This is a genomic window from Streptomyces sp. NPDC093149 (assembly GCF_044754145.1).
In the GTDB taxonomy this organism is placed as follows: domain Bacteria; phylum Actinomycetota; class Actinomycetes; order Streptomycetales; family Streptomycetaceae; genus Streptomyces.
Genome location: NZ_JBIVON010000001.1, coordinates 276152 through 302223, shown reverse-complemented (window position 1 = coordinate 302223; position 26072 = coordinate 276152). Strand labels below are relative to the sequence as shown.

Sequence of the window (26072 nt, the reverse complement as noted above, 5' to 3'; positions counted from 1 at the left end):
CGCGTCATGGTGGCCGCCGCGGCGGTCGTCGCCGTGGCGGCCGGGTCACTGGCTCTCACCCAGTTCGGCTCCGCCGGGGAGACGGGCGGCCCGAGGAACACCGGGCTGCCCCCGGCCACCGCCGCGGTCGAGCGCCGAGACCTGCGCGACAGCGCCCAGGCGGACGGCACGCTCGGCTACGACAAGCAGCGCAAGGTCAACGCGGGCGCGGGGGGCACCATGACCTGGACCCCGCGCACCGGCTCGACCGTCAAGCGGAACGAGCGGCTGTACGAGGTCGACGGCCGGGCGGTGTGGCTGATGTATGGCTCGGGGCCGATGTACCGGACGCTGAAGCCGGGCGACCGGGGCCGGGACGTGGAGCAGCTGGAGCGCAATCTCGCGGAGCTCGGCTACACCGGCTTCACCCCGGACGACGAGTACACCGAGCTGACCGCGGCCGCCGTCAAGCGCTGGCAGAAGTCCCACGACAGCGAGCGGACCGGAACGGTGGGGCCGCAGGACATCGCCTTCTCCCCGGGGGAGGTCCGGATCAAGAGCGTCGAGGCGGCCGTCGGCGAACCGGCCCAGCCCGGCGCTCCGGTCCTCACCACGACCGGCTCCGAGCGCATCGTGACGTTCGAGCTCGATGTCGCCGAGACCCAGCTCGCCAAGGCGGGCACCAAGGTCACCGTCGATCTGCCGGACGGCAGCAGCGCGGCCGGGTCGGTCTCCTCGGTCGGCCGGACGGCGAAGCCCGGCAAGGACCCGCAGGACAACAGCCCCAAGGTCTCCCTGACCGTCTCCTTCGACAAGCCGGACAAGGTCGGCGGCTTCGACCAGGCGCCGGTCACGGTGAACCTGAACGGCGAGCTGCACAAGGACGTCCTCAGCGTCCCGGTGAACGCGCTGCTCGCGCTGCCCGGCGGCGGCTTCGGCCTCCAGGTCGTCCAGGACGGCAGGGTCCGCGAGGTGAAGGTCGAGCTCGGCATGTTCGCCGAGGGCCGGGTCGAGGTGTCCGGCGGCGGGCTGCGCGAGGGCATGAAGGTCGGGGTGCCGAAGATATGAGCACGGTCGTCGGCCTCAGGGGCGTCACCAAGGAGTACCCGGGCCCGGTCGCCGCCCTGCGCGGGGTGGACCTCACCGTCGAGGAGGGCGAACTCCTCGGCATCGTCGGCCCGTCCGGCTCCGGCAAGTCCACGCTGCTGCACATCATCGGCACCCTGGACCGCCCCACCGCCGGGTCGGTCCACATCGCGGGGCACGACGTGGCGGCGCTCTCCGACCGCAGGCTCTCCGCGCTGCGTGCCCAGCACGTCGGCTTCGTCTTCCAGGCGTTCCACCTGGTGCCGGGCGTCAGCGCCCGCGACAACGTCGCGGAGGGCCTGCTGTACTCGGGCCTGTCCCGTGCCGTACGCCGCCGCAGGGCCGCCGACGCGCTGGAGCGGGTCGGGCTCGCCGACCGCCTCGACCACAAGCCGCACCAGCTCTCCGGCGGACAGAAACAGCGGGTCGCCATCGCGCGGGCCGTCGTGGGGGAACCCGCGCTGCTGCTGGCCGACGAACCGACCGGGGCACTCGACTCGGCGTCCGGGGAAGCGGTGATGAAGCTGCTGCGCGACCTCAACCGGGAGGGCGCCACCATCGCGGTCATCACGCACGACACCGAGATCGCCCGGGACCTGCCGCGCGCGGTGCGCATCCGGGACGGCCAGGTGGTCGCGGACGTACGCAATCCGTCCGCGGACGTACGCGATCAGTTCCCGGGCGTGGGCGACCCGTCCACGGATGTGCGTGACGTCTCCGGAAACGGCCGCTCCCCCGCCACGACGGGAGCGGACCAGTGAGGGCGCGGCGCGCGGGCCGCGGCGCCGACGGCCGGGGGCGGCTCAAAGCGGCCCGGCTCGGCCCCCGGGACGTGCTGCACGTCGGCTCGGCGGGGCTGCGCAGCCGGCCGATGCGGGTCGTGCTCTCCGCCCTGGGCATCGCCATCGGCATCGCGACGATGATCTCGGTGGTGGGCATCTCCGCCTCCAGCCAGGCCCAGCTGCTCCGGGAGCTCGACAAGCTGGGCACCAACCTGCTCGTGGCCTCCCCCGGCGATTCGATGTTCGCCGGACAGGACGTCAAGCTGCCCGAGGACGCGGTCGGGATGGTGGGCCGCATCAAGGGCGTCCAGGAGGTGGGCGCGACCGCCGATCTCGACACAACTGCACGCCGCAACGAGAAGATCGACAAGGACGACACCGGCGGAATCGTCGTCAAGGCGACCACTGGCGACCTGCTGCGGGTGCTGCGCGGCGAGGTCCACAGCGGGAGCTGGCTCAACAACGCGACCGGACGCTACCCCTCCGTCGTTCTCGGCCACGTCTCCGCGGAACGCCTCGGCATCACCGCTCCGGGCCAGCAGGTGTGGATCGGCAACCGGTACTTCACCGTGGTCGGCATCCTCGCCCCACTGCCGCTCGCCCCGGAGATCGAACGCTCCGCACTGGTCGGCTGGGAGGGTGCGAAGCGCCTGCTGGGCTTCGAGGGCCACCCGACCTCGGTGTACGAGCGCTCGGCCGACGCGGCGGTGCAGGACGTGCGCAAGGTCATGGCGGCGACGGTCGACCCGCAGAACCCGCAGAACGTGAAGGTCACCGACCCGTCGGCGGCGCTCCAGGCCAAGGCGGCGACCGAGGGGGCGTTCAGCAGCATGCTGCTGGGCCTGGGCGGCATCGCGCTGCTCGTCGGCGGCGTCGGGGTCGCCAACACCATGATCATCTCGGTGCTGGAGCGGCGGTACGAGATCGGGCTGCGCCGCTCGCTCGGCGCGACCCGGGGGCAGATCCGCATCCAGTTCGTCGCGGAGTCGCTGATGCTCTCCGGCCTCGGCGGCCTGGCGGGCGTGGCGCTCGGCGCGGCGGCGACCGGGGTGTACGCGTACTCCGGCGGGCTGCCCTGGGTGGTACCGCCGTGGGCGGTCGGCGGCGGCTTCGGCGCGACGCTGGTGATCGGCACGATCGCGGGCCTCTACCCGGCGGTGCGGGCGTCCCGTCTCTCACCGACGCTGGCGCTGCACGCGGCATGAGGACGGGCCCCGGCCGGGGGCGGTGCCGGGCTCCACGACGGGGCCCGGCACCCCCCTGGCCGGACCGCGTCGCCTACGGCCGCTTCCTCACCTGCGCCAGGTCGACCGCCCCCGCGACCCGAGCCGCCACCGTCTCCGCGTACGCCGCGTCCGGCCGCTCGAAAGCGGTGCGATGGGCGGAGCGCAGAAACGTCACCACACCCAGCGTGCGCCCCCTGCTCCGCAGCACCGCGCACAGCGCGTGCACCGAATCGCCCGGCCACTGCCGTTCGGCCGCCCACACCCCGGCCTCCTGCCCCGCCCCCGCACTGGACCGCACCGAACCGGTACGGTCCACCGCCTGAAGGGCCGGATGGCCCGCCGCGTACCGCAGCGGAACACCGCCACCGGCCACCGGCAGGCACGGCCCCGGCTCACCGGACGGGGTCGCCGCCACCCGCACCAGCCGCTCCCCCGCCACGAGATCGATCAGCGCGTGGTCGGCGAAACCCGCGAGCGCGTAGTCCAGATGGGACGTCGCCGCCTCCATCGGGTCCTCGCACTCGGACGCGGACCGGGAGGCCCGGTGCAACTGGTTGGAACGGAACCGCACCCGGTCCGCCTCCTGCGCCGCCAGCTTCTCCGTCGTCACGTCCTGGAACAGCCAGCCCACCCCCAACGGAACCGGCTCCTCCGTGAGCGGCGACGCCAACCGCAGGAATCCGCTGCGCCAGCACCGCCGCCGGTCCCCCTCCGCCGTCCGGAGCGTCACCCACAACTCGGCGGGCGCCGGGGGCGCGCCTTCCGCGAGCACATGCTGCAGCGCGCCCTCCAGATCCTCGAAACCCTGCGCGATCAGCTCCCCCAGCGGGCGCCCCAGCAGCGTCGTACGGCCACCGCCCAGCGCCCGTGCCGCGTGCGCGTTGACGACCGTGGGCCGCAGATCGGCGTCCACGAGCACCACCCCCCACGACGCGTCCTCGAACAGCGCCTCGCTCAGCGCGATCGACCGCTCCAGATCGATCTGCGCATGCACCTCGCCGAACGCGCAGTACACCCCGGCCGGCTTCCCGTCCGCGCCCCGGACCCCCGCCGACTGCGTCCGTACGAGCACCCGGCCGCCGTCCTTGCGCAGCAGCGCGAATTCGTGGACCCGGCGACCGCCCCCGTCCATGGCCGCCATCAGCCGCTCCTGGACCTCCCCCGCGTCCGCCCGCCGCACCGCCCACCCGGCGAACCCGGGCCGGCCGACGGCCTCCTGTGCGGACCAGCCGAGAATCCGCTCCGCCTCACGGTTCCAGTGGGTGATCGTGCCGTCCGCGTCGAACGCGCAGAGCGCGGTGTCCATCCCGTCGAGCAGCGCCGCGAGCAGCTCGGCCCCGGGCCCGGCCCCCGGACCCTCGTCGGGCCCGAGCGCGCCGGTCGTTCCACTGCTTGTGGACGCACTCATCCCGTACCCCCCGCAGGACGCATCCGGCATTTCCGCACGTCAGACCATTGAACTCGAACGTGACCCAGCGCATACCGACTTCTCTGAAATCCACTCCCATCCGGCGCGGAATCCGGCCGCTTAGCACGGCGAACGATCACATATTCGATCTTCATCAAAAGATCACGCATATGTGCGGTGACACCGGCCGGCCAGGCCGCTCCGACACAGGCACAGCTAGCGTCGTTGACCAACACGTTGAAAGGAGATCACTCGCTCCCGCCCGCTCTCACGGAGCGAGCCGAGTGAACAGCCCCAGTCATCACGATCATCGATCAAAGGCAGGTGCCCTTGATGACTACGTTTCCCGCAGGCGAGCAGACCCACCGAGCTGTGCTTCCTCAGCAGCCCGCACTGGAATCCGCGAGGGCAGACACCCCTGGGAGCAGGGACGAAACGGTTCGCGGACACCCCGCCCCCGGGCGGGGAACCGGCAGGAAACATGGGCGAGGGGAGACCGGCGGACGCAGCACACAGCTCCGTCGGCGTCACGCCGAAAAGGCAGAGACCGGGGACGGTGACGTCCCCCCACCGAACAACACCTACAGCGGTGGAACAGGCGCGGGCAGAGTCTTCGTCCTCGCGAAGGGCGGAGAACCGCTCATGCCCTGCCACCCCGCCCGCGCACGCGAACTGCTCGCCAATGGCCGCGCCGTCGTCGCACGGCACACCCCCTTCACCATCCGTCTCAGAGACCGCGCACACGCCGACTCCGCCGTCGACGGCGTGCAACTGCGCATCGATCCCGGTTCCAGGGGGACCGGGATCACCCTCACCGATACAAAACGGGAATCCACCCCGAACGGGTTGCCTGTGACCTCACGACGCGGGCTCGTGTCGATCGAACTACGACATCGGGGCGAGCAGATCCACCGAGCCATGGGACAACGGGCCGGATACCGCCACCGACGGCGCTCGGCGAACTGCCGCTACCGCGCCCGCAGGTCACACAACCGCACGCGCCCGAAAGGCTGGCTGCCACCCTCGGTGCAGCACCGGGTCGACAGCACACTGGCGACCGCGCACCGTCTCTCCCGATACGCACCAGTCACCGAGATCCACATCGAGCTGGTCGCCTTCGACACCCACGCCATGAGCGCAGGCCGCGACCTCACCGCCGCCGAGTACCGCAACGGCACCCTCGCGGGAACCGAGATCCGCGCATACCTGCTCGCCAAATGGGGACGCGCATGCGCCTACTGCGGAGCCTCCGGCGTCCCCCTCAACATCGACCACATCCAGCCCCGCAGCCGCGACGGCTCCAGCCGCATCTCCAACCTCACCCTCGCCTGCATCGGCTGCAACCAAGCCAAGGGCTCCATGCCCGTCGAAGAATTCCTGGCCAACCGCCCCGCTCGCCTCGCAGCCATCCGCGCACAGATCAAGGCACCACTGCGCGACGCCGCCGTCGTGAACGCAACCCGACAGTCACTCACAGACGCCCTCGCGGCCCTCGGAAAACCGGTGCGGACCTGGTCGGGAAGTCGTACGAAGTGGAACCGCACCGCCATGGGCCTGCCCAAGACACACACGCTCGACGCCCTCTGCGTCGGGCAGCTCGACCATGAGGCAGGCGCTGCGACAGTCCGCGTACCTCAGCAGGTCCAGGTCATCACGGCAACAGGGCGTGGAAGCTATGCACGCACCACCCCCGACCGATACGGATTCCCCCGGCTGATCCGCGCGCGCCAAAAGCGGCATCACGGGTTCGCGACTGGTGACCTTGCCCACGCCTCCGTACCCAGGGGCAAGTGGGCAGGGGCATGGACTGGGCGCGTCTCCGTCCGCGCCTCCGGAAAGCACAGTCTGAACACGCCTGTGGGCCGTTGCACCGTGTCCCACGTGCACCTGTGGCTGCTGCAGCGTGCCGACGGATACGCGTACAGCCACCGGCAGGAAGTCATCGATTAAATGGGTTGAGCCATTCTCCGAGGGTTCATAGGCTGCTGCCACACGCAGGAAAGGAGGTGATCCGAAAAGTGCAGTCTTATCGGATTCGTGAGGTGGCTGCGGGCTGACAGCCCGTCGTCGCACATCGTGCACCTCGGCAGGCTGTCTGCCGAAACCCAAGCAGTCACCGACCCGCAGGCTCGCCGGTAAGTCCGGCCGGCTCCTCCGCAAGGAGGGACCAGAGCCTGCGGGTTTCTGCGTGCCCGGGAGCTCTCGGAGCCTGCCGGGCGACCTTCCGACCGAGCGCAGGTCACCCGACAGGCTCTTACGGGCACAGGCGCTCGACGCGCCAGCTCGCGCCCTCGCGTACGTACCTCAGCCGGTCGTGCAGCCGGTTCTCGTGCCCCTGCCAGAACTCGATCGTGTCGGGGACGACACGGAAACCGCCCCACTGCGGGGGCGCGGGGACGTGTTCGCCCTCCGGGTAGCGGGCGGCGAGTTCCGCGTAGCGTGCGATCAGCTCCTCGCGGGTGCCGATCACCGTCGACTGGGCGCTCGCCCAGGCGCCCAGCTGTGAGCCGTGCGGGCGGGTGCGGAAGTAGGCGACCGTCTCGTCCCTGCCGACGCGGGCCGCCGTGCCGGTGACGATGACCTGGCGGGCCATCGGGTGCCAGGGGAAGAGCAGCGAGACGTACGGGTTGGCGGTCAGTTCGCGGCCCTTGCGGGATTCGTAGTTGGTGAAGAAGACGAAGCCTCGTTCGTCGTACTTCTTCAGCAGCACCGTGCGTGAGGACGGCCGGCCCTCGGGGGTGGCGGTGGAGACCACCATGGCGTTGGGCTCGTGGAGCAACCCGCCCACGGCCACCTGCCGGAACCAGTGGGCGAACTGCCGCATCGGGTCGGCGGCCAGCGTGTCCTCGGTGAAGGCCTCGGAGCGGTACTGCTCGCGCATCGCGGCCGGATCGGTGATGGAATCAGAAGGTGAATCTGCGGTGGGCACGGGGCCATCCTGCCGCAGCGGCCGAGTGCGCCCGGTGAGGAGGGCCTCGATCCGTCGCCGATGAATCGGGAAGCTGTGCCGGATGTCACGCTTCCCCGCGTCGTGGGAACCCGCCAATATCTTGGGCAGGCCACTGTGGCCTTCGCAGAGCCGTCGACCGAGGGAGCCGCCATGTCCGACTTCGTACCGGGACTAGAGGGAGTCATCGCCTTCGAGACGGAGATCGCCGAACCGGACAAGGAAGGCGGCTCGCTCCGTTACCGCGGTGTCGACATCGAGGATCTCGTCGGCCATGTGTCGTTCGGAAACGTCTGGGGGCTGCTGGTCGACGGGGCGTTCAACCCAGGTCTGCCGCCCGCCGAGCCGTTCCCGATCCCGGTGCACTCCGGTGACATCCGGGTCGATGTGCAGTCCGCGCTGGCCATGCTCGCGCCCGTGTGGGGCCTGAAGCCACTGCTCGACATCGACGAGCGGACCGCGCGCGACGATCTGGCGCGGGCCGCCGTGATGGCGCTGTCGTACGTCGCCCAGTCGGCGCGCGGACAGGGGCTGCCGATGGTTCCGCAGAGCGAGATCGACAAGGCGGGGTCCGTGGTCGAGCGGTTCATGATCCGCTGGCGCGGTGAGCCGGATCCCAAGCACGTCAAGGCCGTCGACGCGTACTGGACATCGGCCGCCGAGCACGGCATGAACGCCTCCACGTTCACCGCCCGCGTCATCGCGTCGACCGGTGCCGATGTGGCGGCGGCGCTCTCGGGTGCGGTGGGTGCGATGTCGGGGCCGCTGCACGGTGGTGCGCCGTCCCGGGTGCTCGGCATGATCGAGGAGATCGAGCGGACCGGGGATGCCACCGCGTATGTGAAGAAGGCCCTGGACAAGGGCGAGCGGCTGATGGGCTTCGGGCACCGGGTCTACCGGGCGGAGGACCCTCGGGCGCGCGTTCTGCGGCGTACCGCCAAGGAGTTGGGGGCACCGCGCTTCGAGGTGGCGCAGGCCCTGGAGAAGGCGGCGCTGGAGGAGCTTCACGCGCGCCGTCCCGACCGGGTGCTGGCGACGAACGTGGAGTTCTGGGCGGCGATCATGCTGGACTTCGCGGAGGTTCCGGCGCACATGTTCACGTCGATGTTCACGTGTGCGCGTACGGCGGGATGGTCGGCGCACATTCTGGAGCAGAAGCGGACGGGGCGGCTGGTGCGTCCTTCGGCGCGGTACGTCGGTCCGGGGTCGCGTGATCCCCGGGAGATCGAGGGGTACGAGCAGCTCGCGGATCTGGGGAACTGAGCGCCGGTCCCGGAGCCGCCCGGCCGCGGTGTCGGTGGGGCGGGCCGGGGCGGATGCGGCCGTGCCCGCCCGGGGTCAGGGAACGGGCCCCAATGCCTCGTCCAGCAGTGCGGCCCACTGTGCCACGACCTTCCGGCGCCGGGCGGTGTCGTCGGTGAGGACGTTGGCCAGGCCCAGGCCGCGGGCCATGTCGAGGAGGCCCTGGACGGATTCGCGCACGCCGGGGCGCGTCTCGTCGGCGGCCAGGAGTTCGACGGCGATGCGGTGGGTCTCGCGGCCCACACGGGCTTCGAGCTCGGTGACGCGGGGGCGGAGTTGTTCCTCGTTGGAGGCGGCGACCCAGAGCTGGAGCGCGGCGCGGAACAGCGGGCCCGTGTAGAGGTCGACGAGGGCGGCGACGACGTCCGTACGGCCCTGGACGGGCAGGGCGCGCAGGGCGGCGGAGCGTTCTTCGGCGACGTATTCGACGGCTGCGGTGAACAGGTCCTCGCGGGTCGGGAAGTGATGCTGGGCGGCACCGCGCGAGACGCCCGCGCGTTCGGCCACGACGGAGACGGTGGAGCCCGCCCAGCCGTGTTCGGCGAGGCAGGCCACCGCGGCTTCGAGGAGCCGTCGGCGCGTGGCGCGGCTGCGGTCCTGCTTGGGGGTCCGGTCGGTGGAGGGCGTCACAACACCCATGGAGGGTCCCGTCGTTCGAGGAAGGCCGTCATCCCCTCCCGTGCCTCGGCGGAGGCGAAGAGTGCTGCCGAGCGGGCGATGAGGTCTTCGGCGTACTGGTCGAAACTCATCCGCACAGTAGCTGTGACCAGCTCCTTCGATGCCGCCAGCCCCTGTGGTGAGGCCTTGCGCAGTCCGTCCAGTACGGGGGCGAGCGCCTGGTCGACGTCCTCGGCGGACCCGGCGGCGATCGTGATCAGGGAGATCCGGGCCGCCTCGGTCGCGTCGAAGCGTTCGCCGGTGAGGTAGTAGCGGGCGGCGGCGCGCGGGTCGATGCGGGGCAGCAGCGGCAGGGAGATGACGGCGGGGGCGAGGCCGAGCCGGGACTCGGTGAGGGCGAACGAGGCGTCGGGGCCCGCCACTGAGATGTCGCAGGCGCCGAGCAGCCCGAGGCCGCCCGCCCGTACGTGGCCGGTGACCCGGGCGACGACGGGCTTGGGCAGTGCGACGATCTGCCGCATCAGGGCGACGAAGGCCGCCGGGTCGGGCGGGCCGGTCAGGTCCGCGCCCGCGCAGAACGTGTTGCCGGTGTGGGTGAGGACGACGGCCCGTACGGTGTCGTCGGCCGCGCAGGCGTCCAGGGCGGTGGCGAGCTCGCCGACCAGGCGCGCGGAGAGGGCGTTGCGGTTGGCGGGTGAGTCGAGGGTGAGAGTGGTGATGCCCCGGTCGTGCGTGGGGCCGGCGAGCGGCGTCATGTGCGGGTCTCCTTCTCGCGGGGCTTTCGGGGCGGCTGTGGGCGCGTCGTCCGCCGGTCTTCCCGGACGGCCTTCAGCCGGCCGTCCCACGGGGCTTCTGGCTGTCGCGCAGTTCGCGGCGCAGTATCTTCCCCGAGGTCGCGCGCGGCACCGCGTCGACGAACTCGACCTGCCGGATCTTCTTGTACGGGGCGACGCGCTCGGCGACGTACGCCATGACGCCGTCCGCCGTGAGGCCGTCGCCCGCCGCGGAGGGCCGGCGGACCAGACACGCCTTGGGAACCTCGTTGCCCTCCGCGTCGTGCACCCCGATGACGGCGGCGTCCGCGATCGCTTCGTGGCCGAGCAGCACCGCTTCCAGTTCGGCGGGGGCGACCTGGTAGCCCTTGTACTTGATCAGTTCCTTCACCCGGTCGACGACGAACAGCCAGCCGTCCGCGTCGACGCGTCCGATGTCGCCGGTGTGCACCCAGCCGTCGGCGTCGATCATGTCGGCGGTGGCCTCGGGACGGCCGAGGTAGCCCTTCATCACCTGCGGTCCGCGGATCAGGATCTCGCCGTCGGTGCCGGTCGGGGCGTCCTCGTCGGCGCGGTCGAGCGAGGCGATCCGCATCTCGGTGCCGGGCAGCAGCCTGCCCACCGCGCCGGGTGGCGGGTTCCGGACGGCGAGCGGGACGACGTGGGTGGCGGGCGAGAGTTCCGTCATGCCGTACGCCTGGCGCACGGGCGGCAGTCCCAGGCGCTTGGAGCACGCGGCGGCGAGTGCCGCGTCGAGCGGGGCGGCGGCACTGACGACGTACTCCAGCGAGGAGAGGTCGTACTGGGCGACGGACGGGTGCTTGGCCAGCGCGAGGACGATCGGCGGGGCGACGTACAGGCCGGTGATCCGGTGCTTCTCGATCGCGGCGAGGAACTGCGCGAGGTCGAAGCGCGGCAGTACGACGACGGTGGCACCCATCCGCAGCGGGGCGTTCATCAGGGCGGTCAGCCCATAGATGTGGAAGAAGGGGAGTACGGCCAGGATGCGGTCGCCGGGGCCCATGGGGATGAAGGGGCGCAGCTGCTCCAGGTTGGTGGCCATGGAGCGGTGGGTGAGCATGACGCCCTTGGGGGTTCCGGTGGTGCCGGAGGAGTAGGGCAGGGCGGCGATGTCCTCGGCCGGGTCGACGACGACACGGGGTTCGGGGGCGGTGGTGGCGAGCATGTCGAGCACGGAGGTGTGGCCCTGCGCCCGGTCGCAGACGAATATCTCCTCGATGCCGCCGACGAGTTCAGCGGCTGCGTGGGCCGCTTCGAGGAGTGGGGAGACGGTGACGATCCAGCGGGCAGCGGAGTCGCGGAGCTGTTTGGCGAACTCCTCGGCCGTGGCCAGTGGATGGACGGTGGTGACGGTGGCGCCGGCCCGGGTCGCCCCGAAGAAGACCGCCGGGTAGGCGATGGTGTTGGGGCTGTGCAGGGCCAGCACGTCGCCCTTGCGCACGCCGGCTTCGACGAGGGCCGCGGCGATCTTCCGGTGGAAGGAGTCGAGCTGCCGGTAGGTGAGGGTGGAGCTGTCGTCCGTCCCGTCGATCAGGGCGACCGTGTCGCCGTGGGCGGTGGCCTTCCCGAGGACCGCGTCATGGATGGGTTCGTCGATCGTCCGGACGGACGGGTGGTCGCTGTGGAACACGTGCACCATGGCGTGGGGTCCCTTCGAAGCGGCGGCCGGAGCGGCGAGGAGGCGACGGGGCGCGGCGGGGGCCGCGGCCCGTGCCGCGTTGTGGGGAGACAGACTGTCGTGTGTCAGTACGACTTGGGGAGACCCAGGGACTGGTGGGACACGTAGTTCAGGATCATTTCCCGGCTGACGGGCGCTATCCGGGCGACGCGGGCCGCGGTGATCAGGGACGCGAGGCCGTACTCGCGGGTGAGTCCGTTGCCGCCGAGGGTGTGCACGGCCTGGTCGACGGCTTTGACGCAGGCCTCGCCCGCCGCGTACTTCGCCATGTTGGCGGCCTCTCCGGCGCCGATGTCGTCGCCCTCGTCGTACAGCCGGGCGGCCTTCTGCATCATCAGCCGGGCCAGTTCCAGTTCGATGTGGGCCTGGGCGAGAGGGTGGGCGATGGCCTGGTGGGAGCCGATGGGCTCCTTCCACACCTGGCGGGTCTTCGCGTACTCGACGGCGCGGGCGAGCGCGTAGCGGCCCATGCCGATGCCGAACGCGGCGGTCATGATGCGTTCGGGGTTGAGTCCGGCGAAGAGCTGGAGCAGTCCGGCGTCCTCATCGCCCACGAGGGCGTCGGCGGGCAGCCGTACGTCGTCGAGGACGAGCTCGAACTGCTTCTCCGGGGCCTGGAGTTCCATGTCGATCTGCGAGCGGCCGAAGCCGGGGGCGTCACGCGGGACGATGAAGAGGCAGGGCTTGAGCCTGCCGGACCCGGCGTCCTCGGTGCGGCCGACGACGAGGGTGGCGTCGGCGATGTCGACACCGGAGACGAAGACCTTGCGCCCGGTGAGCAGCCAGTCCTCGCCGTCCTTGCGGGCGGTGGTGGTGATGCGATGGGAGTTGGAGCCCGCGTCGGGTTCGGTGATGCCGAAGGCCATGGTGAGACTGCCATCGGCGAGGCCGGGCAGCCACTGCCGCTTCTGGGTGTCGGTGCCGAAGCGGGCGATGACGGTGCCGCAGATCGCCGGGGAGACGACCATCATCAGCAGCGGGCTGCCGGCCGCGCCGAGTTCCTCCAGGACGATGGAGAGTTCGGCCATTCCACTGCCTCCGCCGCCGTACTCCTCGGGCAGGTTCACCCCGAGGTAGCCGAGCTTGGCGGCTTCGGCCCACAGCTCGCGCGGGTGGGACCCGTCGCGCACGACGGAGGTCATGTAGTCCCGCCCGTAGCGCTTTCCGAGGGCGGCGACGGCGGCGCGCAGGGCCTGGTGCTCTTCGGTTTCGAGGACGGTGCTCATGCGTTCTCCTCAGGGTCTGCGGGTTCGGCGGCGCTCTCCGCGGCGTCGGTGACGGCGTCCGCGGGTTCGGTGACCGCGTCCGTGGGTTCGGTGACCGCGTCCGCGGGTTCGGTGACGACGGCGAGCAGGGTGCCGACCTCCACCTGGAGGCCGGGGGTGGCGTGCAGGGCGGTGAGGGTGCCGGAGGCGGGGGCGAGGATGCGGTGTTCCATCTTCATCGCCTCCAGCCAGATCAGGGGCGCTCCCGCTTCGACCGTCGCCCCGGCCGCGAGTCCGTCCGCGACGCGGACGACGGTGCCGGGCATGGGGGCGAGCAGGGAGCCGGGTTCGGTCCGGTCGGTGGGGTCGGTGAAGCGGGGCAGGGCGGTGAGGGTGTACGAGCCGGTGGCGGTGTCCACATAGGTCGTGTCGCCGTGGACGGTGAGGGCGAAGTGGCGGGTGAGGGCTCCGGTTTCGAGGGTGACGTGGTCGGGGCGGGCGGTGACGACCCGTTCTCCGGTTTCGGGGACGGGGCCGGTGCGTGTGGTGCGGTACGCGGCCTGGAGCTCGGTGCCGTCGGGTTCGGCGCGGTAGCGCTTGACCCGGGGCTGCGAGGGGATGTTGCGCCAGGCTCCGAAGCGGTTGGGACCGGGGCCGTGGTGCCGGCCGGCGGCGTCGGCGAGGGCGGCGGCCAGGGCGGCGAGGCGCAGCTCCGTTCCGTCCGGGGCCGGGGTGAGGACATCCAGGTGGCGGTCGTAGAAGCCGGTGTCGAGGCGGGCGGCACGGAAGTCGGGGTGGCGCAGGGACCTTACGAGCAGGTCGCGGTTGGTGACCGGGCCGTGGACGCGGGCGCGTTCCAGGGCGCGGGCGAGGAGGCGCACGGCCTCGGCGCGGGTGGGGGCGTGGGCGATGACCTTGGCGAGCATCGGGTCGTAGTGGACGCCGATGGTGTCGCCGCCGGTGTATCCGGTGTCGAGGCGCACTCCGGGTTCGTCCGGCACCTCCAGTGTGAGCAGTGCTCCGGTCTGCGGCTGCCAGTCGCGGGTGGGGTCCTCGGCGTAGAGCCTGGCCTCGACGGCGTGCCCCCGCGGTTCGGGGGGCGCGGCGGCGGGCAGCGGTTCGCCCTCCGCGACCCGCAGTTGCAGGGCCACCAGGTCGATCCCGAAGACCGCTTCGGTGACGGGGTGTTCGACCTGGAGGCGGGTGTTCATCTCCAGGAAGTACGGGCGCCCGTCGGCGGTGAGCAGGAACTCGACGGTGCCCGCGCCCCGGTAGCCGACCGCGCGGGCGGCGGCCACGGCGGCGTCGTGCAGCCGGGTCCGCAGCGCGTCGTCGAGTCCGGGTGCGGGGGCCTCCTCGACGACCTTCTGGTGGCGTCGCTGGAGTGAGCAGTCGCGGGTGCCGAGCGCCCAGACCCCGTCGTGCTCGTCGGCCACGACCTGGACCTCGACGTGCCGGCCCCGCTCCACGTACGGCTCCGCGAAGACCTCGCCGTCCCCGAACGCGGCGGCGGCCTCGGCGGACGCCGCGGTCGACTCGCCCGGCAGAGAGGACAGTTCGCGTACGATCCGCATCCCGCGCCCGCCCCCGCCGGCCGCCGCCTTCAGCAGCAGCGGCAGATCGTCGGCGGTGGCCTTCGCCGTGTCGACGGGAGCGAGCAGCGGCACCCCGGCCGCCGCCATCAGCTCCTTGGCACGGGTCTTGGACGCCATCAGCTCGATGGCCTTGGCCGGCGGCCCCACCCAGACGAGTCCGGCGTCCTGCACGGCCTGGGCGAATCCGGCGTTCTCCGAGAGGAATCCGTATCCGGGGTGGACGGCGTCGGCGCCTGCCGCGAGCGCGGCGGAGACGACGAGATCGCCGCGCAGATAGGTGTCGGACGGGGCGTCGCCCGGCAGCCGTACGGCGGAGTCCGCCTCCCGCACGTGGAGCGCGCCGGCGTCGGCGTCGGAGTACACGGCGACGGTGGCGATGCCCAGCGCACGGCAGGTACGGAAGATCCGGCAGGCGATCTCGCCCCGGTTGGCCACCAGGAGCGTTCGAATCATGGCTGACATGAGGGAGAACTCTTTCCACTAGTGCCGTGACCGGCAGTGTTTGCCCCGTGAGAAATGTCGTCCAGTGCGTGCGATGGCAAGGCGGCCGGAAGTCCTTGCAGCGGAGCTACCAGGACTTCCGGCCGACGCCGCGAGCGTGCGTGCTGGGCGGCGCGACGGGGCAGAGCCTGCCGGGAGGGGCACCAGGACACCGCGACCATCGATCGGGGAACTCCCGCGGCGAGCAACCACCTCCGCGGGAGCGGCGGTTCAGCCGCAAGGGGGCCGCCTCACATCCGGAAGATCCCGAAGCCGCCGCGGACGCCCTCGACCGGGGCGGTGTGGATCGCGGACAGGCACATACCGAGAACGGTCCTGGTGTCGCGCGGGTCGATGACCCCGTCGTCGTACAGCCGGCCGGACAGGAACATCGGCAGCGACTCGGACTCGATCTGCTGCTCGACCATGGCGCGCAGCCCGGCGTCCGCGTCCTCGTCGTAGGGCCGTCCCCTGGCGGCGGCGGAGGCGCGGGCGACGATGGACAGCACCCCGGCGAGCTGTTGCGGCCCCATGACGGCGGACTTGCTGCTCGGCCAGGCGAAGAGGAAACGGGGGTCGTACGCCCGTCCGCACATGCCGTAGTGCCCGGCCCCGTACGAGGCGCCCATCAGCACCGACAGATGCGGGACCCTGGAGTTCGACACCGCGTTGATCATCATCGCGCCGTGCTTGATGATGCCGCCCTGTTCGTACTCCTTGCCGACCATGTAGCCGGTGGTGTTGTGCAGGAAGAGCAGCGGGATGTCGCGCTGGTTGGCGAGCTGGATGAACTGGGCGGCCTTCTGCGACTCCTCGCTGAACAGCACCCCTTGCGCGTTGGCGACGATGCCGACGGGGTAGCCGTGCAGCGCGGCCCATCCGGTCACCAGGCTGGTGCCGTAGAGCGGTTTGAACGCGTCGAAGTCGGAGCCGTCGACGAGCCGCGCGATCACCTCGCGCGGGTCGAAGGGCACCTTCAGGTCGCCGGGCACGATGCCGATCAGCTCGTCCTCGTCGTACTTCGGCGGTTCGGCCGGGCCCGGATCGGGGTGCGCCTTGCGCCAGTTGAGCCGGGCGACGATCCGGCGTGCCTGGCGCAGCGCGTCCTGCTCGTCGACGGCGAAGTGGTCGGCGAGGCCGGAGGTGCGGGCGTGCATCTCGGCGCCGCCGAGCGATTCGTCGTCGCTCTCCTCGCCGGTCGCCATCTTCACCAGCGGCGGTCCGCCGAGGAAGACCTTGGACCGCTCCTTGATCATGACCGTGTGGTCGGACATGCCGGGGACGTACGCCCCGCCGGCGGTCGAGTTCCCGAAGACGACGGCCACGGTCGGGATGCCGGACGCCGACAGCCGGGTGAGGTCGCGGAACAGTGCCCCGCCCGGGATGAAGATCTCCTTCTGCGACGGCAGGTCGGCGCCTCCCGACTCGACGAGGCTGATGCAGGGCAGCCGGTTGGCGAAGGCGATCTCGTTCGCCCGCAGGGCCTTTTTCAGGGTCCAGGGGTTGGAGGCGCCGCCGCGTACGGTCGGGTCGTTGGCGGTGATCAGGCACTCCACGCCCGACACCACTCCGATCCCGGTGACGAGTGAGGCGCCGACCGCATGGTCGCTGCCCCAGGCGGCGAGCGGCGACAGTTCGAGGAACGGGGTGTCCTCGTCGACCAGGAGCTCGATCCGCTCGCGGGCGAGGAGCTTGCCGCGCGCGCGGTGCCGCGCGACGTACTTCTCACCGCCGCCCGCCAGCGCCGTGGTGTGCTCGACGGCCAGCTCGTCGAGCTTCGCGAGCATGGCCGCGCGGTTCGCGGCGTACTCGGCCGACGCGGTGTCGAGCCCGGTGGGCAGGACGGTCATGCGTTCACCTCCGGTGCGTGGACGGCTTCCAGCAGCGTCACGGGGATGGGCAGGTGCCGGGAGCGCAGCCACTCCCCCACCGCCTTGGCCTGCGGATCGAACCGGTGCCGGGCGGCGACCCCCTCGCCGAGCAGCCCGTGCACGACGAAGTCGAGGGCGCGGAGGTTCGGCAGGACATGGCGTACGACGGTGAGGGGGGCGGTCTCCGGCAGCAGCTCCTGGAACCGCTCGACGGTCAGTTCATGGGCCAGCCACCGCCAGGCTTCGTCGTCCACGGCCCACACCCCCACGTTGGCGTCCCCGCCCTTGTCCCCGCTGCGGGCGCCCGCGATCCGGCCGAGCGGGGCGGTGCGGGTGGGTCCGGCGGGCAACGGCGCGGGCAGCGGCGGCTGTTCCACTTCGCGAAGGGGACGTGTCCGTGCGGGAGGTTCCTGGTGCTCGCGTCGCCCGTCCGGGAGCACGGCGATGTGTGCGACCTCGTCGGCCGGTACGTACCGGGCCTCGAACACGCCGTACGGGGCGCCCTTGCCGGGCGGGGCCGTGACATGGAAGCCGGGGTAGCTGCCGAGGGCGAGCTCGACCGCGGTCCCGGAGACGGCGCGCCCGACGGCCTCCGCGTCCCGGTCGCGGACGACGAGCCGGAGCAGGGCGCTCGCGGTCTCCTCGGTGGCGGCGTCGGCCCGGTCGGTGCGGGACAGCTCCCAGCGCACCTCGTCCGGTTCGGTACGGGAACGGGCGAGCGCGTCCTCGAACTGGTCCCTCACGAGGCGTGCCTTGGCCTCGATGTCGAGCCCGGTGAGGACGAAGACGACCTCGTTGCGCCAGCCTCCGAGCCGGTTGAGGCCGGCCTTGAGGGTGGGCGGCGGGGCCTCGCCGCGCACGCCGGACATCCGCACCCGGTCGGGGCCGTCCTGGGTCAGCCGTACGGTGTCGAGCCGGGCGGTGACGTCCGGCCCGGCGTACCGTGCTCCGCCGGTCTCGTACAGCAGTTGCGCGGTGACGGTGCCGATGTCGACGATGCCGCCGGTGCCGTCGTGCTTGGTGATGACACAGCTGCCGTCGGCGTGGATCTCGGCGACGGGGAAGCCGGGCCGGAGGAGGTCGTGGTCCCGCTCGTGGCCGCGGAAGAACGAGTAGTTCCCCCCGGTGGCCTGGGTGCCGCACTCCAGTACGTGTCCGGCGACGACGGCCCCGGCGAGCGCGTCGTGGTCGTCGGGGCCCCAGCCGAAGTGGGCGGCGGCGGGTCCGGTGACGAGGGCGGCGTCGGTGACCCGCCCGGTGACGACGACATCGGCGCCCGCGGTCAGACAGGCGGCGATCCCGGCGCCGCCGAGGTAGGCGTTGGCGGTGAGGAACCCCTCCGGCACGGGGAGGCTGTCGCCCTCCACATGGGCGACGCGCACGGGCACGCCGAGCTTCCGCGCCAACTCCCGCACGGCGTCGGCCAGTCCGGCCGGGTTGAGACCTCCGGCGTTGGCGACGATCCGCACGCCGCGCTCATGGGCGAGCCCGAGTCCTTCTTCGAGCTGGCGCAGGAAGGTGGTGGCGTATCCACGCGTGGGGTCCTTGAGCCTGCTCCGGCCGAGGATGAGCATGGTCAGTTCGGCGAGGTAGTCGCCGGTGAGGACGTCGAGGGGCCCGCCGGTGAGCATCTCGCGCATGGCGTCGAAGCGGTCGCCGTAGAACCCGGAGGCGTTGCCGATCCGCAGGACCCGCCCGGTCACTTCCCGCCTCCCCGGGGCGAGCGGCCGGGGCCGGGCGGCCCGGCGAACGCCTGGGCGATGTCGAGCCACCGGTCGGCATCGGGCCCGGTGGCCCGGACGGCCAGGTCGTCGCGGTGGGCGCGCCGGGTGACGAGGAGGCAGAAGTCGACCAGCGGTCCGCCGACGCGCTGCGATGCGTCCTCGGCGCCGAACGCGATCATCTCGCCGTCGGGCGCCTCGAGTTCGACCCGGAACTCCTCCCGGGGCGCCTCGATGCCCCGTACCAGGTAGGCGTAGTCCCTGGCCCGCACCCCGATCCGGGCGACGTGCCGCAGCCGGGCGGTGGGGGTCCTGGTGACCCCGAGGGCGTCGGCGACGTCCTGACCGTGCGCCCAGGTCTCCATGATCCGGGCGGTCGCCATGGAGGCGACGCTCATCGGCGGCCCGTACCAGGGGATACGGGCCCCGGCCGGCGCGTCCCGCAGCGCAGCCTCGAGCCTCTCCCGCCCGCGCCGCCACCGTGCGAGCAGCGCCGCCGGATCCAGCACGGCCAGTTCCTCGGCCCCCCGGTCGACAAAGGTCTCCGGGGCCTCCATCGCCCTGGCGGCCTCCCGGGCGAAGGCATCGGCATCGGTCGCGGCCAGCAGGGCGACCTCGTCGGTCCAGGTGAGATGGGCGATCTGGTGCGCGATGTCCCAGCCGGGGGCGGGGGTCGGCGCGGCCCACTGCCCGGCGCTCAACTCCCGTACGAGTACGTCGAGTTCCTGGCTCTCCTCGCGCAGATCGTCGAGCACGGCTGCGACATCGGGCACGGTGCGCTCCCCTCGGGGCAAGGCGGTGTGCCCAGGAGCATGGCAGCGGACCTATAAACAAGCAAGCATGCTTGCATTATTTTCTGACCCGCCACCGAGGTGGCTCGCCCCGCGCGCGGTACGCCCCGAGGTCGCTCACGGAACCGAACGGTCCCGGCAGGACGTCACTGCACGTCGGTGCGGCCCAGCCAGCTCGGCCGGACCGGCACCCCGTCCGCGTATCGCTCCACCGGCGCGGACGGTGACGGCGGGGGCGAGGGAGGCGGAGGCGGCGCGACCTCGGGCTCAGGTGCCGCCGGCTCCGGTTCCGCCGGCTCCGGTTCGACTGCGGGCGGGGGCGGTGCGGCGCTGTCGTCCAGCAGCTCGGCCACCGTGAACCGGGTACTGAAGGACTGCCGGGCACCGTCGATCACCAGAAGGAAGCCCCCGCCCTCCCGGAAGAGCCGACGGCGCTTCGGGCTCCAGGGGTGCTCCGGCGTATGGTTCCGGGCCCGGCGCTCCAGCTCCACCAGGGCGTCTTCGCGTGTGCCCTCCAGGTGCGCCAGCACGTATGCCTCCGTGTGCTTGCGCTCCCCCATCCCCACGGTCGTCTCCATGACCAGTCCCCAGGTCGCCATGTGCCCCGCCCCTTCCCCTCGGATCAGGAGCAACCCTAGGTTCTCTCGTTCGGACGCTCCACGGCGACGTGTGAGGATCGGATCATGGGTGGGACAGAGATCCGTCGCCGCCGCGGCGGCGACATCGAGGCGTGCGTCGACGCGCTGGCGACCGTGCACGAGGCGGACCGCTACCCGGCCGAGTGGCCGGCCGACCCGGGGAGCTGGCTGACTCCTCATGGCCTGCTGGACGCCTGGGTGGCCATGGACGGCCTGACGGTGCTGGGGCATGTGGCGCTCACGCGTACGGAGGAGGTTCTGGCGAAGGAGGCCGGTCTGCCCGTGGCGGAACTGGCTTCGGTCGCCCGGCTCTTCGCACGCTCCGAGGCACGTCGCCGCAGAGTGGCGAGCGCGTTGCTCGACACGGTGAGGGCGGCGGCGGCAGCCCGGGGTGTGCGGCTCGTCCTGGAGGCCGAGGAGGGCGGGGCGGCCGCCATCGCGCTCTACGAGCGTGCCGGGTGGCGCCACGTCGGCAGCCGCACCGACGACTGGACCACGGCCGACGGGCGTCCGGCCCGGATGCGCGCGTATCTGGCCCCCGTCGAGCCGGTCGGGCAGCCCGCCGCGATCCGGTGATCCGTCCGGCCGGGGGAGCCATCCCCCGCACGGCCGCCGCTCACGCGCCGCCCCGGTGGACACGGGCCGGCGCGTCGGGCGTCCGGGGCAGGTGGTCGCGGAGTGCGGGCGGGGCGCGGGCGGGCCGTCAAGCGCGGTCGCGGCCCTTCCCGCTCCGCACCTGACTGCGCACCGCCCCCATGCTCGCGCCGATGACCAGGGCGATGGCCAGGGCGTCCGTCGTGGAGAGGGCCTGGTCGAGGATCAGGAAGCCGGCCGTGGCCGCGATCGCCGGTTCGAGGCTCATCAGGATCGCGAAGGTGGGCGCGGGCAGGCGACGCAGCGCCATGAGTTCGAGGGTGTACGGAAGGACCGAGCTCAGCAGTGCCACCACCGCGCCCAGCCCCAGCGTGGACGGGACCAGCAGTTTCGAGCCCGACTCCAGGACGCCGAGCGGCAGGGAGAGGAGCGCGGCGACCACCAGGGCCAGGGCCAGGCCGTCCGCCTGGGGGAAGCGGCGGCCGGTGCGGGCGCTGAAGACGATGTACGTCGCCCACATGGCGCCCGCGCCCAGCGCGTACGCGGCGCCCCCCGGATCGAGCCGGTCGAAGCCCCCGCCGCTCAGCAGCACCACGCCGCCCAGCGCGAGGCCCGCCCACACCACGTTGATCAGACGGCGGGAGGCGACCACCGAGAGGGCGAGCGGACCCAGCACCTCCAGGGTGACGGCCGCGCCCAGCGGGATGCGGTCGGCGGCCTGATAGAAGAGCGTGTTCATGCCGCCCATGGCCAGCCCGAACGCGAGGACCGTGCCCCAGTCGGCGCGCGTGTAGCCGCGCACCTTCGGGCGGCAGACGGCCATCATGACCAGCGCGGCGACGGCCAGGCGCAGGGTGACGACCCCGAGCGCGCCGGCCCGGGGCATCAGCAGCACCGCGACCGCGGAGCCGAACTGGACGGAGAGCCCACCGGCGACCACCAGCGCGACCGGCGCGAGCGCCGCCCTCCGGCCCCCGGGGCGTGCGGGACCTGCCGCACCGCCGCCCAGGGCGGACACCGCCTCCGGCACGGCGACGGCCGCGGCCTGCTCCGTGGCCGCTGCCCCTGCTGCACTGCGCTGGTCGTTCACCTGCGGTGTTCCTCCCGAATCCGACAGTGCATTTCAATGCACTAGCCGATTGAATATACTGCACCCTCGTCGTGCGGTACCTCCCCCTTACGGTAGGTACCTCCGCGTGGCACGTGAAATGCCCGTTGGGCTCCCGTTATGCTTCACACGCATGAGCCTTGGACGCAGCGGTGACGGCCGTACCGGGAACCCTGCGGGCCGGAGTTCCGGCCGCGGTATCGAGGTCCGCCATCTGCGCGCCTTCCTCGCGATCGCCGACGAGGGCAACGTCACCCGCGCAGCCGCCCGCCTCCGCCTCACCCAGCCCGCGGTCTCCCGCACCCTCGCCGCCTTGGAGCAGCACCTCGGCATCCGGCTCGTCGACCGGTCCACCCACCACCTCGTCCTCACCCCCGAAGGCGTCGCCTTCCGGGACAAGGCCGCCGCCGCGGTCGCCGCGTTCGACGAGGCGCTCGACCCCGGCAGACTGCGCCACTGGCCGCTGCGGCTCGGGCACGCCTGGTCCGCGTTCGGCCCGTACACCACACCCCTGCTCCGGCGCTGGCAGGAGCGGTATCCGCAGACCCCGCTCGAACTGCTGCGGATCGACGACCGCACCGCCGGGCTCACCCGCGGCGAAGTCGATGCGGCGTTGCTGCGGGGCCCCGTAGAGGCGCCGGGGCTCGTCACCGAGGTGCTGTTCGAGGAGGACCGGGTGGCGGCGGTCGCCGCGGACGGGCCGCTCGCCGCCCGCGCCACGCTCACTCTCGCCGATCTGGCGGGCGGCACCGTCGTCCTCAACACCGTCTCCGGCACCACCACCGTCGATCTGTGGCCGCCGGACTCCAGGCCCGCCGCGACCCTCACCGTCGCCAACACCGACGACTGGCTGACCGCCATCGCGGCGGGGCGCGGCGCCGGGGTCTCCGCCTCGTCCACCGCGGGCATGCATCCGCACCCCGGGGTCGCCTACCGCCCGCTCGCCGACGCCCCGACCGTCCCGGTCCTGCTCGCCCGACGCGACGCCCCCGGCCACCCCGCACTGCCGAAGCTCGCCGCGCTCGCCCGCGAGATCGTGGGTCAGGACACCACCGACAGCTGAGGAACTCCCGCACGGGGCCGGATGGCCGGGGGTGAGCGCCCCCGCCCGTCCCGGCTCGCCCCTCGACCACCGGACGTCAAGGTGCCCGTCAGCGCGACGGCGGGGCCGCCGGTGCGGCATCCGGGGCCGTCAGCGCGGCAGGTCCAGCTCGGCCGCCACCGTCTTGCCGACGGGCACGCGGTCGAGGACGTCCCACCGATCGGCGAGCGCCTCCACCAGGAGCATGCCCCGGCCGGTCTCCGCCAGCGGCGGCATCGCGGGGCGTGGCGCGCCCGGGGCGGGGGGCCGGAGCTCGCCCCGGGTGTCGGAGACCTCGATACGCAGGGTCCGGCCAAGAAGCTTGGCGGTGACCTCGAAGTCCCGGCCGGGGACGCGGCCGTGCGTGACGGCGTTGGCGGCGAGCTCTGCGACCAGCACGGCGGCGGTGTCGGACGCCCCGCTGCCGTGCGGCACGCCCCAGGCGTCGAGCTGGTGCAGCACGAGCCGGCGAGCGAGGCGTGCGCCGCGCGGGGTCGAGCTGAAGCGCTGGACGAACACACCTACGGTGACGGGCGCTCGACCGGTCTCGGGGGTGGACGGTGGATTCATGCGCCCAATACACAGGGCGCGCAAGGGTGTTCACCAGGACCGACATGCGTACGCTGAGTCAGCGTACGCACACAATCAGTGGACAGTACGCATCACCCGGCGTGACGATGGAGCCGAGTCAGAAGCGGTACGGCGGGGCGGGTGCGCGCGAAAGGTGGCCGACTGTGGCCTACGAGAACACGGACGACGGCGCTGCGGGAACAGCGGCAGGAGGCACGGGCGCGGGAGCCGGCGCCGAGCCGGGGCTGTCGGACAGTCTGCGCACGTTCGGCGCGTTCGTCCAGGCCTTGCGGGAGCACGCGGGCTTCTCACGTGAGGAGTTCGGCGACCTGGTGCGCTTCTCCAAGCACACCGTCGCCTCGATCGAGCAGGGCCGCCGGATGCCGGACCACGACTTCGTGGAGCGAGCGGAGGCGGCGCTCGGAAACACCGGCGCGCTACGGAAGGCGGCGCCACATCTGACACGGCAGGCGGGACTGGCGAGTTGGTTCCGGCAGTGGGCGCGGGTGGAGACGACGGCGATCAGCCTGTACACGTACGAATGCCGGGTCGTGCCGGGCCTGTTGCAGACGGAGGCGTACGCGCGCGCGGTGTCGCTGAACGTGCCACCACTCCCCGACCCGGTGGAGCTGGAACAGCGGATCGCGGCGCGACTGGCACGACAGGAGCTGCTGGCGGTGACACGGAAGCCGCCGACGGCATTCAGCTTCATCGTGGAGCAGGCGGTGCTGGAGCGGTGGACGGGCGGGGAGGCGGTGACGCGGGAACAGTTCGACCGGCTACTGGAGTTGATCGAGCGGAACTGGAGCGTGGAGTTTCAGGTGATGCCGCTGCGGCAGCCGTCGCACGCAGGCATGGACGGGCCGATCATGCTGGCCGAGACGCCCGAGAACCGGTGGTTCGCCTACTCGGAGGGACAGCAGAACGGGCGGCTGATCGCCCACGCGAAAGAGATCAATCTCCTCCAGCAGCGGTATGCGAAACTGCGCTCGCAGGCTTTGACCCCAGAGGACTCCCTGGGCCTGCTGAAGCGATTGCGAGGAGCGCTATGAGCACGTCCGAACTGGCCTGGTTCAAGAGCAGCTACAGCGGCTCGCAGGGTGACGCCTGCATCGAGGTGGCGAAGGGGACGCAGGCGATCCACGTCCGCGACTCCAAGGACCAGCTGAGCCCCGAACTCGCCCTCTCCCCCGCCGCGTGGGACGACTTCGTCTCCTACGTCGTCCAGGGCTGACCCTCACGCCCCGCGCCGGACCCGTCCGGCGCGGGGCGCTGCCGTTCACCGGGTGGGCGGCGTCCACGACGTGCTGGGGCACGTGCACAGGCTCCTTTGGTCCGAAGTTCGCGAGCAGTTCGCGCGGCCCGGCCGGTCGGGCCGGTCAGGCCGGGTCGAGTTGGCGGCAGGGCCTGCACAGGCCGTCGCGGAACGCTTCGGGCCTCCCCGGGACGCCGCACTCGGTGCACTCGACGATCAGACGGCGTACGGGAGTTCCCGGCACGACCGGGGCTGCGGCGGGCAGGCGGGGCGGGATCTTGTCGTGGAGACGGCGGCGGACGAACCCGAAGGGCGAGTCGACAGACGCGGGAAGCCCGGCGGTGAGGGCGTGCGTCAGGTAGTCGGCGTCCACACCGCGCACGAACCACTCGGCAGCCGCCTGCTCCAGTGCCGCACAGTCCGCTGCCGAGAGGGCCAGGCGGGAGTCGGTACGGCCGAGACGGGCCAGGGCGAGGAAAGCGGGAGAGGGCCGGTCCACGGTCGGCTCCGGCCGCGGCTGCGGCTCGGGCTCTGCGGTGCGCTGCTGCGGCACTGCCGCGATGGGCGGCTGCGCCGGTACGGATGCGGGCGCTTCGGACGCGGCGGGGACGGCATGGACCCACGGGGGCGGTGGCGCGGCGGCCTCCTGCGGCGCGGAGCGGCGCTCCTCGGCGGCCAGGAAGGCGTCCCACCACTCGTTGTCATGGGCGATGCGGGACCAGAAGGTGCGGGTTACCCAGCGGACCTGGCCGCCCTCACCGCTCAGGCACCGGACATGCCGCAGATGACCGGCCACGCCCAGGGCTCGCAACGCGCTGCCGACGGCCATCTGCCCGTACAACGGCTGGCTCCGGGCCAGCGACTTGATGTCCATCGCCGCACCCTCGGGCAGCGCGTCCACGTAACCGGCGATGTGCCGCTCACGCTCGGGCAGTAGCGCGAAATCACCCTCGCGGGGCGGGCGTTGATCCGGCACGGATCGCTTTCCGTAACCGGGCTTGGCCTTCGGATGGGAGCGCGAGGATGCGGACACGCGCGGGGCAGGGCTAAGGTCTGGAACAGCCACGGGATCGCCTCTTACCTTCGATCTTGGGGTTAGGCCCCGGCCGGTGCTGAGAACACCGCGTCGGGGTCGTTACGTTGGGCACCGTAAGCAGCCGCGACTCCGCGCCGCAAGTTGGTCACGATTAGTCATACTTGCTGGCCGTGACGAGGTCGGGAAGGGCGGGGAGGATTCCCCAACTCCCTTCTTTCACCTACCGGTTGTACGACATCGCTCGAATCCCGACACCCGGAACCCGGCCCCCGAAGCCCGAAGCTCAAGACCCGGCCCCGGGCCCCTC

23 protein-coding genes are annotated in these 26072 nt (G+C 72.1%); 9 read left to right on the top strand and 14 right to left on the bottom strand.

Annotated features, from left to right (window positions below; all coding sequences use genetic code 11):
• The first annotated feature begins 6 nt into the window (after window positions 1-6).
• From ACIQCZ_RS01500 to ACIQCZ_RS01490, 3 genes are read left to right on the top strand one after another with little or no spacing between them, the layout of a single operon-like run.
• Complete coding sequence (locus ACIQCZ_RS01500; RefSeq protein WP_402280167.1) at window positions 7-1047, top strand: peptidoglycan-binding protein; 1041 nt, start codon at window positions 7-9, stop codon at window positions 1045-1047.
• Window positions 1044-1826, top strand: coding sequence for an ABC transporter ATP-binding protein (locus ACIQCZ_RS01495; protein ID WP_402278637.1), 783 nt, complete (start codon window positions 1044-1046; stop codon window positions 1824-1826). Before ACIQCZ_RS01500 ends, ACIQCZ_RS01495 begins: the two co-directional genes overlap by 4 nt.
• Entirely contained in the window at window positions 1823-3052 is a 1230-nt protein-coding gene (locus tag ACIQCZ_RS01490; protein ID WP_402278635.1) for an ABC transporter permease, read from the top strand. The genes ACIQCZ_RS01495 and ACIQCZ_RS01490 overlap by 4 nt, the downstream gene beginning before the upstream one ends.
• A gap of 73 nt (window positions 3053-3125) precedes the next feature.
• Here ACIQCZ_RS01490 and ACIQCZ_RS01485 read toward each other — a convergent pair whose 3' ends face one another.
• On the bottom strand, window positions 3126-4481 hold the full coding sequence (locus ACIQCZ_RS01485) for a PAS domain-containing protein (protein WP_402278633.1): 1356 nt from the start codon (window positions 4479-4481) through the stop codon (window positions 3126-3128).
• 333 nt (window positions 4482-4814) lie between these two features.
• Between ACIQCZ_RS01485 and iscB the strand changes: the two genes are divergently transcribed.
• Window positions 4815-6431 carry an RNA-guided endonuclease IscB gene (gene iscB / locus ACIQCZ_RS01480; protein WP_402278631.1) on the top strand — a complete coding sequence of 539 codons (1617 nt, stop codon included), beginning with the start codon at window positions 4815-4817 and terminating at the stop codon, window positions 6429-6431.
• 304 nt (window positions 6432-6735) lie between these two features.
• On the opposite strand, the gene pdxH is transcribed toward iscB, so the two are convergent.
• Window positions 6736-7362 (bottom strand): pyridoxamine 5'-phosphate oxidase, encoded by a 627-nt coding sequence (gene pdxH, locus ACIQCZ_RS01475; protein ID WP_402280165.1) that lies wholly within the window; start codon window positions 7360-7362, stop codon window positions 6736-6738.
• Window positions 7363-7581: 219 nt separating this feature from the next.
• Between pdxH and ACIQCZ_RS01470 the strand changes: the two genes are divergently transcribed.
• A complete protein-coding gene (locus tag ACIQCZ_RS01470) occupies window positions 7582-8691 on the top strand; it encodes a citrate synthase 2 (protein WP_376277929.1) in 1110 nt (369 codons plus the stop codon).
• Between the two features lie 75 nt (window positions 8692-8766).
• Here ACIQCZ_RS01470 and ACIQCZ_RS01465 read toward each other — a convergent pair whose 3' ends face one another.
• From ACIQCZ_RS01465 to ACIQCZ_RS01425, 9 genes are all read right to left on the bottom strand, one after another.
• Window positions 8767-9369, bottom strand: coding sequence for a TetR/AcrR family transcriptional regulator (locus tag ACIQCZ_RS01465; protein WP_376214430.1), 603 nt, complete (start codon window positions 9367-9369; stop codon window positions 8767-8769).
• The gene (locus ACIQCZ_RS01460; RefSeq protein WP_402278629.1) at window positions 9357-10103 is read right to left on the bottom strand and encodes an enoyl-CoA hydratase family protein; all 747 of its coding nucleotides are present in this window, start codon (window positions 10101-10103) and stop codon (window positions 9357-9359) included. The genes ACIQCZ_RS01465 and ACIQCZ_RS01460 overlap by 13 nt, the downstream gene beginning before the upstream one ends.
• Before the next feature lie 73 nt (window positions 10104-10176).
• Window positions 10177-11781: an AMP-binding protein gene (locus ACIQCZ_RS01455; RefSeq protein WP_402278627.1), complete on the bottom strand. Its 1605-nt coding sequence runs from the start codon at window positions 11779-11781 to the stop codon at window positions 10177-10179.
• A gap of 104 nt (window positions 11782-11885) precedes the next feature.
• A complete protein-coding gene (locus ACIQCZ_RS01450) occupies window positions 11886-13046 on the bottom strand; it encodes an acyl-CoA dehydrogenase family protein (protein ID WP_402278625.1) in 1161 nt (386 codons plus the stop codon).
• Window positions 13043-15073, bottom strand: coding sequence for a biotin carboxylase N-terminal domain-containing protein (locus ACIQCZ_RS01445; protein ID WP_402280163.1), 2031 nt, complete (start codon window positions 15071-15073; stop codon window positions 13043-13045). The genes ACIQCZ_RS01450 and ACIQCZ_RS01445 overlap by 4 nt, the downstream gene beginning before the upstream one ends.
• 278 nt (window positions 15074-15351) lie before the next feature.
• Entirely contained in the window at window positions 15352-16950 is a 1599-nt protein-coding gene (locus ACIQCZ_RS01440) for an acyl-CoA carboxylase subunit beta (protein ID WP_402278623.1), read from the bottom strand.
• Complete coding sequence (locus tag ACIQCZ_RS01435; protein ID WP_402278621.1) at window positions 16947-18674, bottom strand: acyclic terpene utilization AtuA family protein; 1728 nt, start codon at window positions 18672-18674, stop codon at window positions 16947-16949. Before ACIQCZ_RS01435 ends, ACIQCZ_RS01440 begins: the two co-directional genes overlap by 4 nt.
• Entirely contained in the window at window positions 18671-19465 is a 795-nt protein-coding gene (locus ACIQCZ_RS01430; protein ID WP_402278619.1) for a TIGR03084 family metal-binding protein, read from the bottom strand. Before ACIQCZ_RS01430 ends, ACIQCZ_RS01435 begins: the two co-directional genes overlap by 4 nt.
• A gap of 164 nt (window positions 19466-19629) precedes the next feature.
• Entirely contained in the window at window positions 19630-20082 is a 453-nt protein-coding gene (locus tag ACIQCZ_RS01425; RefSeq protein WP_402278617.1) for a hypothetical protein, read from the bottom strand.
• Window positions 20083-20166: 84 nt separating this feature from the next.
• On the opposite strand from ACIQCZ_RS01425, the gene ACIQCZ_RS01420 reads away from it, so the two are divergent.
• Complete coding sequence (locus ACIQCZ_RS01420) at window positions 20167-20697, top strand: GNAT family N-acetyltransferase (RefSeq protein ID WP_402278615.1); 531 nt, start codon at window positions 20167-20169, stop codon at window positions 20695-20697.
• A 127-nt stretch (window positions 20698-20824) separates the two neighbouring features.
• Here ACIQCZ_RS01420 and ACIQCZ_RS01415 read toward each other — a convergent pair whose 3' ends face one another.
• Window positions 20825-21805 (bottom strand): EamA family transporter, encoded by a 981-nt coding sequence (locus ACIQCZ_RS01415; RefSeq protein WP_402278613.1) that lies wholly within the window; start codon window positions 21803-21805, stop codon window positions 20825-20827.
• A 151-nt stretch (window positions 21806-21956) separates the two neighbouring features.
• Between ACIQCZ_RS01415 and ACIQCZ_RS01410 the strand changes: the two genes are divergently transcribed.
• Window positions 21957-22886: a LysR family transcriptional regulator gene (locus ACIQCZ_RS01410; RefSeq protein ID WP_402278611.1), complete on the top strand. Its 930-nt coding sequence runs from the start codon at window positions 21957-21959 to the stop codon at window positions 22884-22886.
• A gap of 129 nt (window positions 22887-23015) precedes the next feature.
• On the opposite strand, the gene ACIQCZ_RS01405 is transcribed toward ACIQCZ_RS01410, so the two are convergent.
• Window positions 23016-23474, bottom strand: a complete 459-nt coding sequence (locus ACIQCZ_RS01405; RefSeq protein ID WP_402278609.1) for an ATP-binding protein — start codon at window positions 23472-23474, stop codon at window positions 23016-23018.
• Window positions 23475-23638: 164 nt separating this feature from the next.
• Between ACIQCZ_RS01405 and ACIQCZ_RS01400 the strand changes: the two genes are divergently transcribed.
• Entirely contained in the window at window positions 23639-24526 is an 888-nt protein-coding gene (locus ACIQCZ_RS01400; RefSeq protein ID WP_402278607.1) for a Scr1 family TA system antitoxin-like transcriptional regulator, read from the top strand.
• A complete protein-coding gene (locus ACIQCZ_RS01395) occupies window positions 24523-24708 on the top strand; it encodes a DUF397 domain-containing protein (protein ID WP_376214395.1) in 186 nt (61 codons plus the stop codon). Before ACIQCZ_RS01400 ends, ACIQCZ_RS01395 begins: the two co-directional genes overlap by 4 nt.
• Window positions 24709-24853: 145 nt before the next feature.
• Here ACIQCZ_RS01395 and ACIQCZ_RS01390 read toward each other — a convergent pair whose 3' ends face one another.
• Window positions 24854-25795 carry a MarR family transcriptional regulator gene (locus ACIQCZ_RS01390; protein ID WP_402278605.1) on the bottom strand — a complete coding sequence of 314 codons (942 nt, stop codon included), beginning with the start codon at window positions 25793-25795 and terminating at the stop codon, window positions 24854-24856.
• Window positions 25796-26072: the final 277 nt, after the last annotated feature.

Bases quoted from the DNA above. Each gene is read 5' to 3' on its own strand.
- ACIQCZ_RS01500 (WP_402280167.1), top strand. From the start codon at position 7: ATGGTGGCCGCCGCGGCGGTCGTCGCCGTGGCGGCCGGGTCACTGGCT.
- ACIQCZ_RS01495 (WP_402278637.1), top strand. From the start codon at position 1,044: ATGAGCACGGTCGTCGGCCTCAGGGGCGTCACCAAGGAGTACCCGGGC.
- ACIQCZ_RS01485 (WP_402278633.1), bottom strand. From the start codon at position 4,481: ATGAGTGCGTCCACAAGCAGTGGAACGACCGGCGCGCTCGGGCCCGAC.
- iscB (WP_402278631.1), top strand. From the start codon at position 4,815: ATGACTACGTTTCCCGCAGGCGAGCAGACCCACCGAGCTGTGCTTCCT.
- pdxH (WP_402280165.1), bottom strand. From the start codon at position 7,362: ATGCGCGAGCAGTACCGCTCCGAGGCCTTCACCGAGGACACGCTGGCC.
- ACIQCZ_RS01470 (WP_376277929.1), top strand. From the start codon at position 7,582: ATGTCCGACTTCGTACCGGGACTAGAGGGAGTCATCGCCTTCGAGACG.
- ACIQCZ_RS01465 (WP_376214430.1), bottom strand. From the start codon at position 9,369: ATGGGTGTTGTGACGCCCTCCACCGACCGGACCCCCAAGCAGGACCGC.
- ACIQCZ_RS01460 (WP_402278629.1), bottom strand. From the start codon at position 10,103: ATGACGCCGCTCGCCGGCCCCACGCACGACCGGGGCATCACCACTCTC.
- ACIQCZ_RS01455 (WP_402278627.1), bottom strand. From the start codon at position 11,781: ATGGTGCACGTGTTCCACAGCGACCACCCGTCCGTCCGGACGATCGAC.
- ACIQCZ_RS01450 (WP_402278625.1), bottom strand. From the start codon at position 13,046: ATGAGCACCGTCCTCGAAACCGAAGAGCACCAGGCCCTGCGCGCCGCC.
- ACIQCZ_RS01445 (WP_402280163.1), bottom strand. From the start codon at position 15,073: ATGATTCGAACGCTCCTGGTGGCCAACCGGGGCGAGATCGCCTGCCGG.
- ACIQCZ_RS01440 (WP_402278623.1), bottom strand. From the start codon at position 16,950: ATGACCGTCCTGCCCACCGGGCTCGACACCGCGTCGGCCGAGTACGCC.
- ACIQCZ_RS01425 (WP_402278617.1), bottom strand. From the start codon at position 20,082: ATGGCGACCTGGGGACTGGTCATGGAGACGACCGTGGGGATGGGGGAG.
- ACIQCZ_RS01420 (WP_402278615.1), top strand. From the start codon at position 20,167: ATGGGTGGGACAGAGATCCGTCGCCGCCGCGGCGGCGACATCGAGGCG.
- ACIQCZ_RS01410 (WP_402278611.1), top strand. From the start codon at position 21,957: ATGAGCCTTGGACGCAGCGGTGACGGCCGTACCGGGAACCCTGCGGGC.
- ACIQCZ_RS01405 (WP_402278609.1), bottom strand. From the start codon at position 23,474: ATGAATCCACCGTCCACCCCCGAGACCGGTCGAGCGCCCGTCACCGTA.
- ACIQCZ_RS01395 (WP_376214395.1), top strand. From the start codon at position 24,523: ATGAGCACGTCCGAACTGGCCTGGTTCAAGAGCAGCTACAGCGGCTCG.